The following is a 16,214-nucleotide window of genomic DNA, read 5'->3' as shown; positions in this document are numbered from 1 at the left end:
CCTTAGGCGATCAAGTTGTCGTAACGGCCATAGATCAGCCCGAACATGCCAACGGCATAGATGTCGTCGCCCTCCAGCTCCAACAGCACCTGCGGCAGCGATTGATAGGCCTGACCGGACACCAGAATTCCGTGGCGCGTCATGTCATAGGTGGACAGGTGCAGCGGGCACGGACCCAGAACCTTGTGGTCGGCCTTGTACGTGTCGTAAAGCGACCCGCCCTGATGGGTACAGGTAAGGTTAAAGGCCACTACGTCCCGTTGCGGGCCGATACCTCCGCCACATTCCACACCTGTCCTGACCAGGATCGAGTCCGAATAGTCGCCCTCGTCCGGGTAATAGAATTCAACCGGCACGTCTTGTTCCAACTCGGACAATTTACCGATCAGCTTGCGCGGATAGGTGGACACAAGGGCGGGCACCTGTTCTGCCTGCCCGTGACGGGTGGGCATCACCACCATGACCGTGAATGTCGTGGCACCAGATGCAAACAGGAACTGACGGCGGTTCACGGTGCAGGCCTTTTTCGCATCGCCCGAACAGCTGCACCCGGTTGCGGTGTGGTCTTTCATGACGCCTACTCCTTTGCTGCCGCAGGCAGCGGCTGGTAATCCGGCAAGACCGGTTCATCGACCAGGATTTCTTCGCCAGAGAGGGATTCCAGGAAAGCCACAAGGTCGGCCTTTTCCCCATTGGTCAGGCCAAGGGGCTGGATCAGCGGGGATTTGTTTTCGGCAAACTCATTCACGCCACCGCCCCGGTCGTAGAATTCCACCACATCTTCAAGCGATGCCAGCATGCCGTTATGCATGTAGGGTTCGGTATAAAGCGTATAGCGCAGCGACGGCGTGCGGAACTTGCCCTTGTCCGTCTTTTCCTTGGTGCGGAAGTAAAATCCCGGATCGTCCTTGGTGTGGCGATACATGTCTTCGGTCACGCCCTTGGCATAAAGTTCGTACCGAAACGTGACCTGCGCCAGCCCTTCGTCTTGCCAACCGTCATACGGTGGCACCCCGGTGTTATAGAATTTTTCGTCCGACAGCAGCGCACCGTTGTGGCATTCGGAACATTGCGCCTTGCCGGTAAACAGGGCCAGCCCGCGTTTCTGTTCCCCGCTCAGCGCGTCATCATCACCACGCAGATACCTGTCAAACGGTGTATCGGTTTGCACAATTGTGCGCTCGAACGCTGCGATGGCCCGCCAGGCATTGCCGATGCGCGGCCACCGGTCGCCAAACGCGGCGTTGAAACGTTCAACATATTCGGGGACAAAGGCCAGGCGGGCCTCCATCATGTCGGCCTCGCCATTGCCGGCAACTGCGCCGCCAGCCGCAGATTTGGCCTGGTCTTCAAGGCTTTTGGATGCGCCCGCCCAGAACAACTTGCCGTAATAGGCCGCGTTGACGATGGTTTGGCTGTTGCGCCAGTGGGTCGTGCCCGGATAGCCGAACGAGACCTGCGCCTCGACATCCCAGCCCACATAGGGGTTGTGGCAGGCCGAACAGGGGGTCGAGGGGTTACCACCAAGGCGCGGGTCGAAGAACAGCATCTTGCCCAGTTCGATCTTGGCCTCGGTCTGCGGGTTGTCCAACGGAATGGGCGGCGGGCCCAGCGCAACCAGCGGCGCGTCGGGGTCTGGATCAGCACCGCCAGTGCCGGTCTCGATCACCCTGCTATCAGCGGCAAGAACCTGCGACCCGAGGACCGCAATGACAGCGGCGGCAAGGACGGTGCCGGGCAAGACAGGGGTTTGGTCCTTCATCGTGCCACTCCTCAGTTCGTTGCATCTTGCCAGTTTTCGATCGGCGCATAGTCCGTATCGATCGGTTCCGGGACAAAGTCCGGGCCGGTCAGCGGCACGCCGGACAGCGCTTTGAGAAAAGCCACCAGCTGCGCTTGCTCTGTCGCGGACAGGCCCAGCGGCTTGATGCGCGGGTCCTTGTTCGCATCATCGCCACCGCCCGCATCGTAAAAGGCCACCACATCCTCTAGCGTGGCCAGCGTGCCGTTGTGCATATAGGGCGCGGTAAAGGTCAGCTCGCGCAATGTGGGGGTCAAAAAGGTTCCGAACGTATCGGCAGTGTGGGTGCGAATATAAGCGCCGGGATCCGCGCGCAGGTTCATATAGTTCTCGACGCCAAGGAATTTCATCATGGTGACAAAGGTGATGTGGCGTTCGGGCGTCGCCCAAATCTCGGGGTTATCGGGAACCCCCAGGTTGTGGGGCAGATCGTCGGTGAACCGCTCACCGGAATGGCACGCGTTGCACCCGCTGTCCTTGAACACCTGGTACCCGGCCTGAGCGTCTTGTGACATCTCGCCGGTATCGAACGGAGCCCCGCGCGAGATCAGTGTTTTCAGGTATTCCGGTATGGCATTGCGGACACTACCATTCGAGGGTTCGCCAAACCCCGCAACCTTGAACATCTCGACATAGACCGGGTCCTGCTTGATGCGCTCCTGCATCAGCCGCATATCCATGTTCATCGCATAGGTTTCGGTAATGCTTTCGCGGGTCACGTCGTTGAGGTTGGTGCCGATCCGCCCGTCATGAAACCACGCCGCGCGCTTGGCACTATTGATCAGGGTCGGAACGTTGCGGAAATGCAGGCTGCCGGCATAGGCGTCCGACAGCGCCTTGCCATCGGTGAACCCGTGTTCGGGTTGGTGGCAACTGGCACAGGACGTTTCGGTATCGCCAGACAGGCGTGGGTCAAAAAACAATCGCTTGCCAAGGGCGGCCTTGGCCGGGTCAAAGGCAATTGCCGCCACCGGCCCCGGTTCATCCGCCACGACCGGATGGACCGGCATCAAGGCGCTGAATGTCAGCAAGGACGCCGTCGAAAACGCCCAGAACCACGGTCTGGCTGTTGTCATCGTTATTGCCCCTTGTCGCTGGCCCGGTCGCACCGGATGGCCACGTACCGGCCTGACAAAGCTTAGGGGACAAAGGCGCCGTCTGGATTTGATCCAGATTAAGGTTCACCAAAAGTCATCGCGATTCTTGCTGCGGCCAATCCCGCGGCCCGTTGCGATGGTTGGGCAAACCCGGCCCGCGACCGGGTTGACCCGAACTGTCATGGCCCGGCCTATCCGGCGATGACCGATTGTTTTTGCACGCCCAATCCGGCGATGCCCAATTCGATGCGGTCGCCGGGCTTCAGGTATGTCTGCGGCGACTGCCCCATGCCAACGCCCGGCGGGGTCCCGGTCGAAATCACGTCACCGGGTTGCAGCGACATGAACTGCGACAGGTGCGAGACCACGGTGGCCACGCCAAAATGCATCGTTTTGGTCGAACCGTCCTGATACCGGTGGCCGTTCACCTCAAGGTACATGGGCAGGTCCTGCGGGTCCGCAATCTCGTCGCGGGTTACCAGCCAGGGACCAATCGGCCCGAACGTATCGGCGGACTTGCCCTTGACCCATTGCCCCGAGCGGTGCAGCTGAAAATCACGCTCGGACAAGTCATTGACGACGCAATACCCGGCAACATGGTCCAGCGCCTCGGCCTCAGAGACGTATTTCGCCTCTTTTCCGATGACCACGCCCAATTCGACCTCCCAGTCGGTTTTGACGGACCCGCGCGGGATTTCCACCGCGTCGTCGGGGCCCATGATCGCCGAAGTTGCCTTGAAAAAGATAACCGGCTCTCGCGGCAGTTCCATCCCGCTTTCGGCGGCGTGATCCGCATAGTTGAGGCCGACGCAGATGAACTTGCCAACGCTGCCAACACAGGCGCCGATGCGCGTATCCGGACCAACCTGCGGCAGCTTTTCGGGGTCCAGATCGCGCAGCTTGGCCAGGCTGTCATCGCCCAGCGCCCGGCCAGAGATATCGTCGACGACCGAAGACAGATCACGGATCACGCCGGCAGAATCCAGCAGCCCCGGCTTTTCAGAACCCACAGGGCCATAGCGCAGCAATTTCATATTGGTTTCCTTCCTGGAATCAGATGGTCCAGCCGCCATCAATGGCAAAGGGCTGGCCGGTGGTGAACTGGCTTGCGTCGCTGGCCAGGTATACGGCCAGCTCGGCGATTTCATCGGCGGTTCCGATACGCCCCATCGGTTGACGCGCGATGAAATCGGTCATCGCCTTGTCATAATCTCCTGTGGCGCGCAGGCGCTCGTGCAGGCTGGGGCTGTCGACGGTACCGGGGCAGATGGCATTGCAGCGAATGCCGCGTGTGACGAAATCGGCCGCCACCGATTTGGTCAGCCCGATCACCGCCGCCTTGGACGCGCAATAGGCAAACCGGTTGGGAACACCCGTCATCGACGAGGCGACCGAGGACATGTTGATGATCGACCCTCCGCCATTTTCCAGCATTGTGGGCAGCACAAGCCGGATCAGCCGGTACATGGCCTTTACGTTCAGATCAAAGCTGAAATCCCAATCGGCTTCGTCGCACTCCAGGATGGTGCCGCCCGCCACATAGCCTGCGCAGTTGAACAGGATATCCAGCGGCGGCAGATCGGCGACCGCCGCGCCCACGGCGCTGGCATCGGTCACGTCCAGCTGAACCGCCGTGATCCCTGCGATATTGCCCAGTTCCGCCACCGCGTCCGGGTTGATGTCGCTTGCAATGACCCGCGCACCTTCGGCGGCATACCGTTCGACGGTTGCGCGCCCGATGCCCTGGCCTGCGGCGGTGACAAAGGCCGTCTTGCCGTGCAGCCGGTTTGAGTTGTTCTGTGTCGTCATGTCTGACCTCATACGTTTTCAGGCAGCAAATCCAATGGAAGGTTCTGGTAACAAACGGGGCGTTGGAACCGCCGGATCGACAAGGTTCCGACAGAGCTTGCCCCGAAATTCGTCGATGCCGGACAGGGCCCCGCAATCAGGTGTGTTACGCTGCGCATTGTCCGGTCTTTCTCAAATCAGGCCGCGTCCGGCCAGGTTTCGCATCAGATGCGAGGCCCCAAACCGCCATTCGGGGCAGTCGGTCGACAAACGCACCGTATTGGTCAGCGCGCCCAGCCTGTCATTCGCAATTGTCACGACATCGCCCAGCTTGTGGGTAAAGCCGCCACCGGGCGTGTCCCGGTCCTGGGTTGGGGCAAAGAGCGTACCAAGAAACAGCATCACCCCGTCGGGGTATTGATGGTGGCGGCCGATTGTCTGCTGCACCAGATCGACCGGGTCCCGGCTGATTTGCGCCATCGAGGAATGCCCATTCAGGACGAAACCATCCGTCCCCTCGACGGTCATGGTCAGGTCGGCGGCGCGTATGTCATCCAGCGAAAAGGTCGCGTCGAACAGGCGGATCATCGGGCCGATGGCACAGGATGCGTTGTTGTCCTTGGCCTTGCCCAGCAACAGGGCCGAACGCCCTTCGATGTCGCGCAGGTTCACGTCATTGCCCAGCGCGGCCCCCTTGATCTGCCCCTGTGACGACACGGCCAGCACGATCTCGGGTTCGGGATTGTTCCATGTGGACGCGGGCAGCAACCCGACATCCGCACCATAGCCCACGGCGGACAGAACCGGGGCCTTGGTGAAGACCTCGGCATCCGGCCCGATCCCGACCTCAAGGTATTGGCTCCAAAGCCCCTCGGCCATCAGCGCCTCTTTGGCCTGCATGGCCTCTGGCGAACCGGGAGTGATGTCTGTCAGGCTGTCGCCGATCCGTGCGGCGATCCGCTGGCGGATTGCATCCGCCTTGTCCGGGTCGCCTGCGGCCTGTTCCTCGATCACCCGTTCGACCATTGACCCGGCAAAGGTCACACCGCAGGCCTTGATCACCTGCAGGTCACAGGGTGCCAACCAGTTATGCCCGTCTTTGACCCTGCCAAGCGTGGTGCCGGGGGCCGATCGCACGTATTCGGCCGCGTCACCGCGTTCCAGGATATCGCAGCAGGTGGGCGCGGCCCGGTCGGTGATATCCACCAGCATCCCATCGCGCACGGTCACCACACTCGGCCCGATCCCCGGCCGTTCGATACGCCCGATCCAGGTACCAGCCGCATCCAATGTCAGGTCCGTCATGTGCAATTTCCCAGTTTGTACGCCCGCAGCGCGTTGCCGCCCCATATGGCCGCACGGTCACATGCGGGCAGGTCCGCAAGCAACTGCTCGGTCGTGTCGACCCAGCGTTCATAACTGCTGGCCAGGGTGCAGACGGGCCAGTCGCTGCCCCATATCAGCCGGGTCGGGCCAAACGTGTTCAGCAGATGGTCGACATAGGGGCGCAGGTCGTCCACTGACCAATCCTGACTGGCCTCGGTCACAAGGCCCGACAGCTTGCAAAACGCATCCGTGTCGCGGGCAATGGCCGCAATGTCGCTGGCCCATTGATCCATCGCGCCGTCGCGTATCTGCGGTTTGGACCCGTGATCGACAACCACCCGCATCTGCGGATGGTTCTGCAACAGCCGATGCAGGTTTGGCAGATGGCGCGGCAGCGTCAGGGCATCGAACACCAGATCGTTTTGGATGATCGCGGCAAAAGCCGGGGCAAGCTGCTCCCCAAGCATCCAATCGGTATCCGCGATATCCTGGATCATGGGCCGCAGCCCCACCAGCGCAGGATTTGCCGCCAGTGCGGCAATCCGGTCGGACGCGTCGGGCGCTTCGAAATCGACCCAGCCGACAACACCCCTGATGAACGCGTGCTGGGATGCCAGCGACAGCATAAATGCCGTCTCGGCATCGGTTGGGGCCGCCTGAACCAGAACCGTCCCGTCAATACCGGCCTGCTGCAACAGCGGCGCCATGTCGTCGGGAAGAAAGTCGCGATAGATCGGCCCCAATGCGGGCGTCAGCCAGCCGTAATCCTTGCGGCTGAGGGACCAGAAATGCTGATGGGCGTCGATCTTCACCCGATCACCCCTTTCTTGAGGATGATATTGCCGTAGAGGCGGCGCTCGCCGGTCTGGATGATCGAAAAGGCCGTGGCCGCCCGGTCATAAAAGGCAAACCGCTCCAACGCCTGTATTGGCACAGGGTTGTCGGCGGCCTCATCTATGATGCGCTGAAAACCTGCCACCGCCTCGGGCACGGTATCAGGGTCGCCGACGACCTGCATTGTCAGGGCCGGGTCGGGCACGAAACTGTCCAGCGGCATGACCGACAGAACCGCCCGCAACACCGCGCTGGCCGACGAGCCGTCGGCGCGAATGCAATCCGGCCCAAGGCTTGTGCCGGGAAAATTCGCGTCGGCAATCACGATCTCGTCGCCATGTCCCATGGCGCGCAAGGCATATAGAAGCTTGGGCGACAGGATAGGGTCCAGGTTACGCAGCATTGGTGGCCTCCGTTGGAATTGGCGCATCCGGGCGGATCAGCCCCTGATCGCGCAGGTCTGACCAAAGCCCGTCCGGTATGGAATAATCCAGCAGCGCGACATTGGCCTGCACCTCGGCGGCGCTGACCGCCCCCGGAATTACTGTCTTGACGCAGGGATGGCCCAAAACGAACTGCAGCGCCGCAGCAATCAGCGGCGTATCATGCGACGCGCAGACGTCTTGAATGCGACTGACCCGGCTCATGATATCGGCAGGCGCATCATCATAATTGTATTTTGCACCCGCAACCGCCCCTGTTGCCAGAATACCTGAGTTGTAAGGCCCGCCCAGAATGATCCCGACATCGCGCTGCGCGCACAAGGGCAGAAAGCTGTCCAGCGCATCCTGTTCAAGCAAGGTATAGCGGCCAGCCAGCAGGAAACCGTCGAAATCCCCAAGCCCAAGCAGCCGTTCGCAAACCTGCCACTCATTCACTCCGGCCCCTATCGCGGCAATCTCGCCTGAATCCCGCAATTCGACCAAGGCGCGGTATCCGCCGTGGTCAAACAACTCGCGCACCTTGGCGTCCGATTCCGCCTGACTTCCCTGGCTAAAGGCGCAGACGTCATGCACCAGCAAGATATCCGCGCTTTGGGTTCCGATCCGGGTCAGGCTGTCCTCATAGGACCGCATGACCCCGTCATAGCTATAATCGAACACGATGCGTTTCTGCGGAACATCGACAAAGGCCTCGGGTGTGACCTCATGCGGGGCGCAATCCAGCAGCAACCGGCCAACTTTGGTCGACAGCTGAATATTGTCGCGCCCAAACCGGGAAATCGCCTGTCCGAACCGCTGTTCGGACAGGCCCAGCCCGTATTGCGGCGCGGTGTCGAAAAAGCGGATGCCTGCGTCAAACGCGGCCCCAAGCGCCGATTGCGCGTCCTCATCCGACACCTTGCGGTAAAGATTGCCCAGCGGCGCCCCGCCAAACCCCATCCGTGTCAGGGCAACGGGCCGGGCCGTGCGGCGGTTCAAAAGTTCGGTCCTGGCGGCGGTCATCCGGTGGTGCTTTCTGGCTGGAAACTGGTGCTGAACAGATCCGGCTTTTCCTTTTCCAACGCCTCGATCCGCGGCATGAGCTGACCCAGATGGCGCTGCATGGCATCCTGCGCCGCCTTTTCATCATGATCCAGCACGGCATCGAAAATCGCCCGATGCTCGACCAGCGTTTCGGCCACACGCCCCGGCGTCGGCAGCAGCAGCATCCGCGCCCGGCTGACCTGCAGCGACACGGTCTGCGCCACATTCGCCAGATGGGGGAAGCCGGTGAATTTCATCAGCAGCGTGTGAAACTCTTCATCCGCCTGATAAAACCCCGGCACGTCACCGTCTTCGATCAGCAGGGCCTGCAACCGCATGTTGCGGCTAAGCATCCTGCGCTGGTCTTCCGTCAGATCGCGGGCAACCTTGGCGACGGCCGCCAATTCCAGGGCCTCACGCAAAAAGACGCCTTCGCGGATTTCAGACACCGACAAAAAGGAAACGCGGGTGCCCGATTGCGGCACCACATCCACCAGCCCCTCGGCGCCCAGGCGCGTAATTGCATCCGCAACCGGCGCACGCGACACGCCAAGCCGTTCGCAAATGGGCGCTTTCCTGAGGATCGCCCCCGGCGGAAAGTCCAGCGCCAGAATGGCATGCTTGACGGCCAAATAGACCCGCTGGGCCAGCGACCCCTCAAACGCGCCGATATCCGGCAGAAGGGTTGCGTCAATGTCCTGATACTTGCTCATATTCTCGGGCTATCATACTAACATGTTAGTTGACAAGTGGGGTTCGTGCCCTTAGCACCTTGAGGCAGGCAAGCGAGAATGCAATGCAAGCAAACCAGAATTCATCCGGTCCGAACGGACCAACGCGCGACACTCTGCGCCTGAACCCGGACGACAATGTGGTGATCGCATTGCGGGACCTGACCGCCGGAGAGCGCCCCGACGGCGTTCCCGCCCCGCTGCCCGCGGCCATCGCCCGCGGACACAAGATCGCAACCGCGCCGATTGCCGGGGGGGACAACGTGATCCGCTACGGGCAGATTATCGGCCAGGCCAAATCCGATATCTCGCCGGGCGCGCATGTACATGTGCACAACCTGGGAATGGGCGAACACCAACAGGATTATGCCCACGCCACAGCCAATGACGCGCTGGACGAGATTGACCATTCCCGCACCTTTCAGGGCTATCACCGGTCGGACGGCAAGGTTGGAACCCGCAACTATATCGGCATCCTGACAACGGTGAATTGCTCGGGCTCGGTCGCCCGTTTCATCGCCGAAGCCGCCGAGAAATCGGGGGTTCTGGACGCTTTCCCCAACGTGGACGGCATCGTGCCGATCGTACACGGAACCGGATGTGGCATGTCGGGCGAAAACGAAGGCTATGCCGCGCTGTTTCGCACGCTGTCAGGCTATGCCCAGCATCCGAATTTCGGGGGTATCCTGCTGATCGGACTGGGGTGTGAAGTCATGCAGGTGGCCAATCTTGTCGGTGGTCGACCGATCCGCCCCGACGGTGCGCTGCGGTACATGACCATCCAGAACGAAGGCGGCACTCGCCGGACCATAGAACGCGGCCTTGACCAACTGCGCGGCATCGCCGAACTGGCCAACCAAGCAAGCCGCAAACCTGCACCGATCAGCGAAATTACGGTCGGCATGCAATGCGGCGGCTCGGACGGGTATTCGGGAATAACGGCCAACCCGGCACTTGGTTACGCATCCGATCTATTGGTGCGGCATGGCGGCACCACGATTCTGTCCGAAACCTCGGAAGTCTATGGCGCAGAGCACCTTTTGACCCGCCGGGCCACCTCGGTCGCGGTTGGCGAAAAGCTGATCGAGCGCATCCGCTGGTGGGAGGCCTACACCGAGCGTAACGGCGGCGAGATGGACAACAACCCCAGCCCCGGCAACAAGCGGGGCGGCTTGACGACCATTCTGGAAAAATCGCTGGGCGCTGTCGCCAAGGGCGGCACTGCCCCGATGCAGGACGTCTATGAATTCGGCCAGATCGTCGACAAAAAGGGGTTTGTCTTTATGGACAGCCCCGGCTTTGACCCCTGTTCGGTTACGGGGCAGGTCGCGTCCGGCTCGAACCTGATCGTCTTCACGACGGGGCGCGGATCGGTTTCGGGGTATCAACCCACCCCTTGCATCAAACTGGCGACCAATTCCGAAATGTATGCGCGCATGTCCGAGGACATGGACCTGAACTGCGGCGACATCGTCACCCAGGGCGTCAGCATCGAAGACAAGGGGCAGGAACTGTTCGAAATCCTGATCCGCGTCGCTTCGGGTGAAAAGACCAAGAGCGAACAGCTCGGCTTTGGAGGGGTCGAGTTTGTTCCCTGGCAAATCGGGGCGGTGATGTGAACAGGACGCGGCCCGTCGGATGAAGGGCACTTGGGAGGAGACATGACAAAGCTTGTCGAAATGACAGGGATCGAAAAGCACTTTCCGGGCGTTCACGCGCTCAAGGCTGTGCAGTTTGACCTTGTTCCGGGCGAAGTTCACGCGCTGATGGGCGAGAACGGCGCCGGGAAAAGCACGCTGATGAAGATCCTTTCGGGTATTTATCAACGCGACGGCGGTACGCTCAGGATCAACGGGCAGGAAGCCAGCCCCACTTCCCCGCGTGAGGCGCAGGACCTGGGCATCGGCATCATTCACCAGGAACTGAGCCTGATGAACGATCTGACCGTCGCGCAGAACATCTTTATCGGCAGGGAACCCCGCAAACGGTTCGGGCGGTTGGACGATGCCCAGCTGAATGCGCAAACGGCCGAAATCTTTGCATCGATGAACCTAGCGCTGGACCCCAAGGTGCCCGTCGGCAGCCTGACAATTGCCAAGCAGCAGATGGTCGAGATTGCCAAGGCCCTGTCTTACCGGTCGCGGGTCCTGATCATGGACGAACCCACAGCGGCCCTGAACGATGCCGAAATTGCCGAGCTTTTCGTGATCATCCGCCGCCTCAAGGCCGAAGGTGTGGGCATCGTCTATATCAGCCACAAGATGGACGAATTAAAGCAGATCGCGGACCGCGTGACCGTGATGCGTGACGGCGAATATGTCGGCACCGTCGACGCCGCAGAAACACCGATCAGCCGGATCATCGCGATGATGGTCGGCCGCGAAGTGAACGAGGAACCGCTGGATGTTCCCGACCTCACCGGGGCCGAAACCTCGCTCGAGGTGTCAAACCTGTCGCGCGGCCACGACATTCGCGATGTCAGCTTTTCGGTGCAAAAGGGCGAGATACTCGGGTTTGCCGGGCTGATGGGGGCCGGGCGGACCGAGGTCGCCCGTGCCATCTTCGGCGCCGACCCGAAAGACAGCGGCGACATTCGCGTGCATGGACAGCCCGTCAGGATCAGGTCGCCCAGGGACGCCGTGCGTGCAGGCATTGGATACCTGTCCGAGGATCGCAAGCATTTCGGCCTTGCGACCGGCATGAACGTCAAGGACAATATCGCGCTGGCCTCGATGGACCTGTTCACGCAAACCGGCGGCGTATTGAACGATGCCGACATGGCCACCAACGCCAAGGATTACATCTCGAGGCTGGGCATTCGCACCCCATCGGACATGCAGGAAGTCCGGTTGCTGTCGGGCGGCAACCAGCAAAAAGTGGTCATCGCCAAGTGGCTGTTGCGCGACTGCGACATCCTGATCTTTGACGAACCCACGCGCGGCATCGACGTCGGCGCCAAGTCTGAAATCTACAAGCTGCTCGAAGATCTGGCCGAACAGGGCAAGACGATCATCGTGATTTCGTCGGAACTGCCCGAGATCATGCGCCTGAGCCACCGGATCGCCGTGATGTGCGAAGGGCGGCTGACCGGGATTTTGCCCGGCGGCAAGAACACCACTCAGGAAGACATCATGCATCTGGCCACCCAAAGGGCGGCGGCGATGCAGGTTACAGGGACAGAACAATGACCTCAGCAACGGATATCGAAAAGAAAAGCCCGCTGGCCGGATTGTCGGAAAGCGGCGCCTATCAAAAACTTCTGGCCTTTGCCAGCCTGATCGCCCTGCTGATCGGCTTTTCCATCGCGTCGCCCAATTTCATGCAGACCTCGAACATGATCGCAATCCTGCAGGCCACATCCGTCAACGGGGTACTTGCCGTGGCTGCAACCCTGGTGATCATCACCGGCGGCATCGACCTGTCGGTCGGCACGCTGATGACCTTTTGCGCGGTGATTGCTGGCGTGGTTCTGACCTATCTGGGGATGCCCCTGCTGATCGGGGTCATCGCCGCCATTGCCGCGGGCGCCCTTTGCGGCCTTTGTTCCGGCACCTTCGTTGCCAAGATGAAAATCCCGCCCTTTATCGCCACCTTGGGGATGATGCTTATCCTCAAGGGTCTGTCGCTGGTCATTTCCGGTACCCGGCCGATCTATTTCAACGACACTCCGGGGTTTGACCAGATCTCTCGCGGCTCGTTGATCGGAGAGGTTTTTCCGGCCCTTCCGATCCCCAACGGCGTGCTGATCCTGTTCCTGGTGGCAATCTCGGCCTCGTATATCCTGGGCCGTACGGTCCTGGGGCGCTATACCTTTGCGCTGGGATCCAATGAAGAAGCGGTACGGTTGTCGGGGGTAAATACCGACATGTGGAAAATGCGCATCTATGCGCTGGCCGGGGCGATTTGCGGGATCGCGGGCATTCTGATCGCCTCGCGGCTGAACTCGGCGCAACCCGCCCTGGGGCTTGGCTATGAGCTGGAAGCCATCGCAGCCGTCGTGATCGGCGGAACATCCCTGTCCGGCGGGCGGGGCACGATCCTGGGCACCCTGATCGGGGCGCTGATCATGGCGGTCCTGACCAACGGCCTGCGCGTTCTGTCCGTGGCGCAGGAATGGCAGACGGTCGTCACCGGAGCGATCATCATCCTGGCCGTTTATGCCGATATGGCGCGGCGCAGGAAATCCGGATGAATTTACGCAACTGACCACGAACATGACAGTTTCAGAGGAGGAAAAAACATGTTTTCACGTCGTTTCATTCTGGGGGCGCTGAGCGCCGCCACACTGGCCGGGCCGGCCTCGATGGCCGCGGCAGAGGAAATCTACATCCCGCTGGTCTCCAAAGGCTTTCAGCACCAGTTCTGGCAGGCGGTGAAATCCGGCGCGGAACAGGCCGCGGACGAATACGGTGTCACCATCACGTTCGAAGGCCCCGACAACGAAACCATGGTTGATCGCCAGATTGACATGCTGGCCGCCGCCCTGGCCAACAATCCCAAGGCAATCGGCTTTGCCGCCCTGGACAGCCAGGCCGCAATCCCCTTGCTGAAACAGGCCAATGACAGCGGTATCCCGGTGATTGCCTTCGACAGCGGCGTGGACAGCGATATTCCGGTTTCCACGGCAACCACCGACAACCTGGCCGCAGCAGGGCTGGCCGCTGACAAGATGGCCGAAATGATCGGTGGCACAGGCAAGGTTGCAGTCGTTGCGCACGACCAGACAAGCCGCACCGGGATCGACCGCCGCGACGGTTTCGTGAACCGCATCGCAGAAAAATACCCCGACATCGAAGTCGTCACCGTTCAATACGGCCAGGGCGACCACCTCAAGTCGACCGAGGTGACCAAGGCGATCCTGACCGCGAACCCGGACCTGAACGGCATCTTCGGCACCAACGAGGGTTCGGCGATTGGCGTGGTGAACGGCGTACAGGAGCTGGGCACCGAGGGTCTGGTGATCATCGGCTATGACAGCGGCAAGGCACAGAAGGACGCAATCAAAAGCGGCCTGATGGCAGGCGCGATCACCCAGAACCCGGTCGGCATCGGGTATGAAACCGTCAAGGCCGCTGTGGCGGCAATGAAGGGCGAAGAGGTTCCGCCGCTGATCGACACCGGCTTTTACTATTATGACGCGTCCAACATAGACGATCCCAAGATCGCAGCAGTCCTTTACGACTGATCCCACTCGCGAAGACTGTGGCCCGCCCCTGATGGCGGGCCTTTTTCTTTTCAGCACCTTACAAGACCAATCCCGTACCTTTCCGGGTCAGGTTTGGCGATTTTCCCAAAATATAGTAGATTTACTGCGGGCAGTTCGGCCACCCATTTCGCGGTGTGGCCGGTGATTTCGATTGAACCAAAAGCCGTTTTCAGCAGCCAGGCCACCATTTTGGAGGTTCGCCAATGCCCACCCAACACAACTTTATCGACATGCATATCCACCTGTTCACGGCCCGTTACCTGCCGCTGCACGGGATTTTCAGATCTTATGGACTCTTCTCACGCTTGGCCCGCGGTCTGGCCCGCCTTGCCGTTTCGCTGACGGCCAAAAGCGACTTTGATTCAGCCCCCAAAAACGACCAGCAAGACATGCTGGATGCGCTGCAAGAGCGCGATCTTGACCTTCTTATGCATGTGCTCATCCGGCGGATACGCAATATGGTTGCCGATGCCCAGGTGCCGCGTTCGGACGCAGACACAGAAACTTTCGACCTGCTGCTGAGCGCGCTCGACGATATCCAGCAGGCAATCTACCCCGAGCTCAGCGAAATCCGCCCCATCGGCAACCGGTTGCGCCATGACGGCCCGCCCAGCACACGGTCTGTTTTTGAAGGCAAGGATCAGCCGGTGGACGCCCTTGATGCGTTGTTGGCCGCCGCCTTTGCCCGCGCCGCCCGGATTTTGACCCGCAACGAATTTTTCGAAGAGGCCGTGCATATGCATGGCCATCAACCGTTCGATGAAGGCACAGGTGATGCTCTGCTGCGGGCCGGGTTGTATCCCGACAATCTGCCCAGTATCGGAAAGTTGCTGGTTTTCTTCGTCATCATGGCCCTGTCCGAACGGAACCGGTACAAGGCGCTTGAACTGGACTATCGGTCCGCCAATCCGGCAAACATTCAGGGCGCTGACCAGTATGTCGGAATTCTATTGGACATGAACGGGGCCTATGAAGCCCGCTATGGCAACGGTCTGGATCGGCCCGACATCCGGTTCAAAAAACAGATCGACCGAATGGAAAAGCTGGCCACCGAGAAAGGCGACCAGCTGATCACCTTTGCCGCCGTCGACCCGTTTCGCGGTTCACATTGGCAAAGCAATGTCGATTACGCGCTGGACACGCACGGCATCAAGAACTTTAAGATCTATCCGCCGCTTGGCTTTCGGGCCTTTGAGTCCAAGGGGTATGTAACCCCGGTCAACCCCAACCCCAAAGATGCCAGCGAATACATCAAACGCGCAGAACACCCGGCGCCCCACAAACACGCGAAAAAGGCGATGAAGGAAATCATCGACTATTTCGGGGAAAAAAAGCTGCGCCTGTTTTCGCATTGCAACCCGAAAGGGTTCGAAGTTCGCAAAGGCTATGGCATCTATGCAGACCCGCACCATTGGCGACAGGCGATCGAAGACTCCGGCCACACGGACCTGCGGTTGTTTCTGGCCCATGGTGGCGGTGCGCTTGACGTTGATTGGTATGGCTGGGCGGCTGAAACCGACGGCGATTTTCAAAAGTCCTTTGCCTATCGCGCCGTCCTCATGGCGCAGAAATACCAGAATGTCTATCTTGGCATGGGCCATATCCTGAGCCTGTTCGATCCGCAGCAACGCAACCGCGTTCGTGACCGTTTGATCCGACTGATCGAGGATCAATCGGCAGCAGACGGGACGTATCCAATTCAGAACAAGATCTGCTACGGGTCCGATTGGTCCATGCCGGAAATGATCGGAAGAACCCGCGAATACCTGAACGCCTGGTACGACATTTTCGACCATTCCAAACTAGCGCCGTTCGCGCCTTTATTCTTCAAGACAAACGCCGAAAGCTTCCTGAAGTCTTAGACGATTTCCGACCCCTTCGCGCCCCATTCTAGCGCTGGATCGCACCGGTTAGATCGGCGCGCTGCGGGGCAGCCGGCATGCGGGATTTCAGGGGCCGACCAAT

The 16,214-nt window shown here is 60.5% G+C and carries 15 protein-coding genes; 5 read left to right on the top strand and 10 right to left on the bottom strand.

The features are described 5' to 3' along the window. Window positions 1-2: 2 nt before the first annotated feature. The 10 genes from ACXAG8_RS16130 to ACXAG8_RS16085 all read right to left on the bottom strand — a co-directional run bounded on the left by ACXAG8_RS16130 (window position 3) and on the right by ACXAG8_RS16085 (window position 9,025). On the bottom strand, window positions 3-572 hold the full coding sequence (locus ACXAG8_RS16130; RefSeq protein ID WP_475228787.1) for an arsenate reductase (azurin) small subunit: 570 nt from the start codon (window positions 570-572) through the stop codon (window positions 3-5). 5 nt (window positions 573-577) lie between these two features. After that, window positions 578-1,762 carry a cytochrome-c peroxidase gene (locus ACXAG8_RS16125; RefSeq protein ID WP_475228784.1) on the bottom strand — a complete coding sequence of 395 codons (1,185 nt, stop codon included), beginning with the start codon at window positions 1,760-1,762 and terminating at the stop codon, window positions 578-580. Between the two features lie 11 nt (window positions 1,763-1,773). Beyond that, entirely contained in the window at window positions 1,774-2,877 is a 1,104-nt protein-coding gene (locus ACXAG8_RS16120; RefSeq protein ID WP_475228781.1) for a cytochrome-c peroxidase, read from the bottom strand. Window positions 2,878-3,089: 212 nt separating this feature from the next. Continuing rightward, a complete protein-coding gene (locus tag ACXAG8_RS16115) occupies window positions 3,090-3,932 on the bottom strand; it encodes a fumarylacetoacetate hydrolase family protein (protein ID WP_475228778.1) in 843 nt (280 codons plus the stop codon). Between the two features lie 19 nt (window positions 3,933-3,951). After that, window positions 3,952-4,707 (bottom strand): SDR family oxidoreductase, encoded by a 756-nt coding sequence (locus ACXAG8_RS16110; protein ID WP_475228775.1) that lies wholly within the window; start codon window positions 4,705-4,707, stop codon window positions 3,952-3,954. A 171-nt stretch (window positions 4,708-4,878) separates the two neighbouring features. Beyond that, window positions 4,879-5,991 (bottom strand): fumarylacetoacetate hydrolase family protein, encoded by a 1,113-nt coding sequence (locus ACXAG8_RS16105; protein ID WP_475228772.1) that lies wholly within the window; start codon window positions 5,989-5,991, stop codon window positions 4,879-4,881. Then, window positions 5,988-6,824, bottom strand: a complete 837-nt coding sequence (locus tag ACXAG8_RS16100) for an amidohydrolase family protein (protein WP_475228763.1) — start codon at window positions 6,822-6,824, stop codon at window positions 5,988-5,990. Before ACXAG8_RS16100 ends, ACXAG8_RS16105 begins: the two co-directional genes overlap by 4 nt. Then, entirely contained in the window at window positions 6,821-7,249 is a 429-nt protein-coding gene (locus ACXAG8_RS16095; protein ID WP_475228759.1) for an RbsD/FucU family protein, read from the bottom strand. Before ACXAG8_RS16095 ends, ACXAG8_RS16100 begins: the two co-directional genes overlap by 4 nt. Then, window positions 7,239-8,291, bottom strand: coding sequence for an aldo/keto reductase (locus ACXAG8_RS16090; RefSeq protein ID WP_475228753.1), 1,053 nt, complete (start codon window positions 8,289-8,291; stop codon window positions 7,239-7,241). Before ACXAG8_RS16090 ends, ACXAG8_RS16095 begins: the two co-directional genes overlap by 11 nt. Then, window positions 8,288-9,025, bottom strand: a complete 738-nt coding sequence (locus ACXAG8_RS16085) for a GntR family transcriptional regulator (RefSeq protein ID WP_475228746.1) — start codon at window positions 9,023-9,025, stop codon at window positions 8,288-8,290. The genes ACXAG8_RS16090 and ACXAG8_RS16085 overlap by 4 nt, the downstream gene beginning before the upstream one ends. Before the next feature lie 83 nt (window positions 9,026-9,108). Here ACXAG8_RS16085 and ACXAG8_RS16080 point away from each other — a divergent pair, with 83 nt between their 5' ends. The 5 genes from ACXAG8_RS16080 to ACXAG8_RS16060 all read left to right on the top strand — a co-directional run bounded on the left by ACXAG8_RS16080 (window position 9,109) and on the right by ACXAG8_RS16060 (window position 16,111). Continuing rightward, entirely contained in the window at window positions 9,109-10,662 is a 1,554-nt protein-coding gene (locus ACXAG8_RS16080) for a UxaA family hydrolase (protein ID WP_475228739.1), read from the top strand. Between the two features lie 42 nt (window positions 10,663-10,704). Continuing rightward, complete coding sequence (locus tag ACXAG8_RS16075; protein ID WP_475228733.1) at window positions 10,705-12,231, top strand: sugar ABC transporter ATP-binding protein; 1,527 nt, start codon at window positions 10,705-10,707, stop codon at window positions 12,229-12,231. Beyond that, the gene (locus ACXAG8_RS16070; protein WP_475228727.1) at window positions 12,228-13,235 is read left to right on the top strand and encodes an ABC transporter permease; all 1,008 of its coding nucleotides are present in this window, start codon (window positions 12,228-12,230) and stop codon (window positions 13,233-13,235) included. Before ACXAG8_RS16075 ends, ACXAG8_RS16070 begins: the two co-directional genes overlap by 4 nt. Window positions 13,236-13,283: 48 nt before the next feature. Beyond that, window positions 13,284-14,228 (top strand): substrate-binding domain-containing protein, encoded by a 945-nt coding sequence (locus tag ACXAG8_RS16065; protein ID WP_475228720.1) that lies wholly within the window; start codon window positions 13,284-13,286, stop codon window positions 14,226-14,228. Window positions 14,229-14,452: 224 nt separating this feature from the next. Further along, window positions 14,453-16,111 carry an amidohydrolase family protein gene (locus tag ACXAG8_RS16060; RefSeq protein ID WP_475228713.1) on the top strand — a complete coding sequence of 553 codons (1,659 nt, stop codon included), beginning with the start codon at window positions 14,453-14,455 and terminating at the stop codon, window positions 16,109-16,111. Window positions 16,112-16,214 lie beyond the last annotated feature (103 nt).

The sequence above is a fragment of the Ruegeria sp. ABD4_443 genome (assembly GCF_056160865.1).
Note: the sequence above shows the minus strand (reverse complement) of the source record. Positions and strands in the feature narration are given on the sequence as shown.

Excerpts from the sequence above, each read along its gene's own strand:
- ACXAG8_RS16095 (WP_475228759.1), bottom strand. The coding sequence starts at position 7,249 with ATGCTGCGTAACCTGGACCCTATCCTGTCGCCCAAGCTTCTATATGCC.
- ACXAG8_RS16080 (WP_475228739.1), top strand. The coding sequence starts at position 9,109 with ATGCAAGCAAACCAGAATTCATCCGGTCCGAACGGACCAACGCGCGAC.
- ACXAG8_RS16070 (WP_475228727.1), top strand. The coding sequence starts at position 12,228 with ATGACCTCAGCAACGGATATCGAAAAGAAAAGCCCGCTGGCCGGATTG.
- ACXAG8_RS16085 (WP_475228746.1), bottom strand. The coding sequence starts at position 9,025 with ATGAGCAAGTATCAGGACATTGACGCAACCCTTCTGCCGGATATCGGC.
- ACXAG8_RS16110 (WP_475228775.1), bottom strand. The coding sequence starts at position 4,707 with ATGACGACACAGAACAACTCAAACCGGCTGCACGGCAAGACGGCCTTT.
- ACXAG8_RS16130 (WP_475228787.1), bottom strand. The coding sequence starts at position 572 with ATGAAAGACCACACCGCAACCGGGTGCAGCTGTTCGGGCGATGCGAAA.
- ACXAG8_RS16075 (WP_475228733.1), top strand. The coding sequence starts at position 10,705 with ATGACAAAGCTTGTCGAAATGACAGGGATCGAAAAGCACTTTCCGGGC.
- ACXAG8_RS16115 (WP_475228778.1), bottom strand. The coding sequence starts at position 3,932 with ATGAAATTGCTGCGCTATGGCCCTGTGGGTTCTGAAAAGCCGGGGCTG.
- ACXAG8_RS16105 (WP_475228772.1), bottom strand. The coding sequence starts at position 5,991 with ATGACGGACCTGACATTGGATGCGGCTGGTACCTGGATCGGGCGTATC.
- ACXAG8_RS16125 (WP_475228784.1), bottom strand. The coding sequence starts at position 1,762 with ATGAAGGACCAAACCCCTGTCTTGCCCGGCACCGTCCTTGCCGCCGCT.
- ACXAG8_RS16090 (WP_475228753.1), bottom strand. The coding sequence starts at position 8,291 with ATGACCGCCGCCAGGACCGAACTTTTGAACCGCCGCACGGCCCGGCCC.
- ACXAG8_RS16060 (WP_475228713.1), top strand. The coding sequence starts at position 14,453 with ATGCCCACCCAACACAACTTTATCGACATGCATATCCACCTGTTCACG.
- ACXAG8_RS16120 (WP_475228781.1), bottom strand. The coding sequence starts at position 2,877 with ATGACAACAGCCAGACCGTGGTTCTGGGCGTTTTCGACGGCGTCCTTG.
- ACXAG8_RS16065 (WP_475228720.1), top strand. The coding sequence starts at position 13,284 with ATGTTTTCACGTCGTTTCATTCTGGGGGCGCTGAGCGCCGCCACACTG.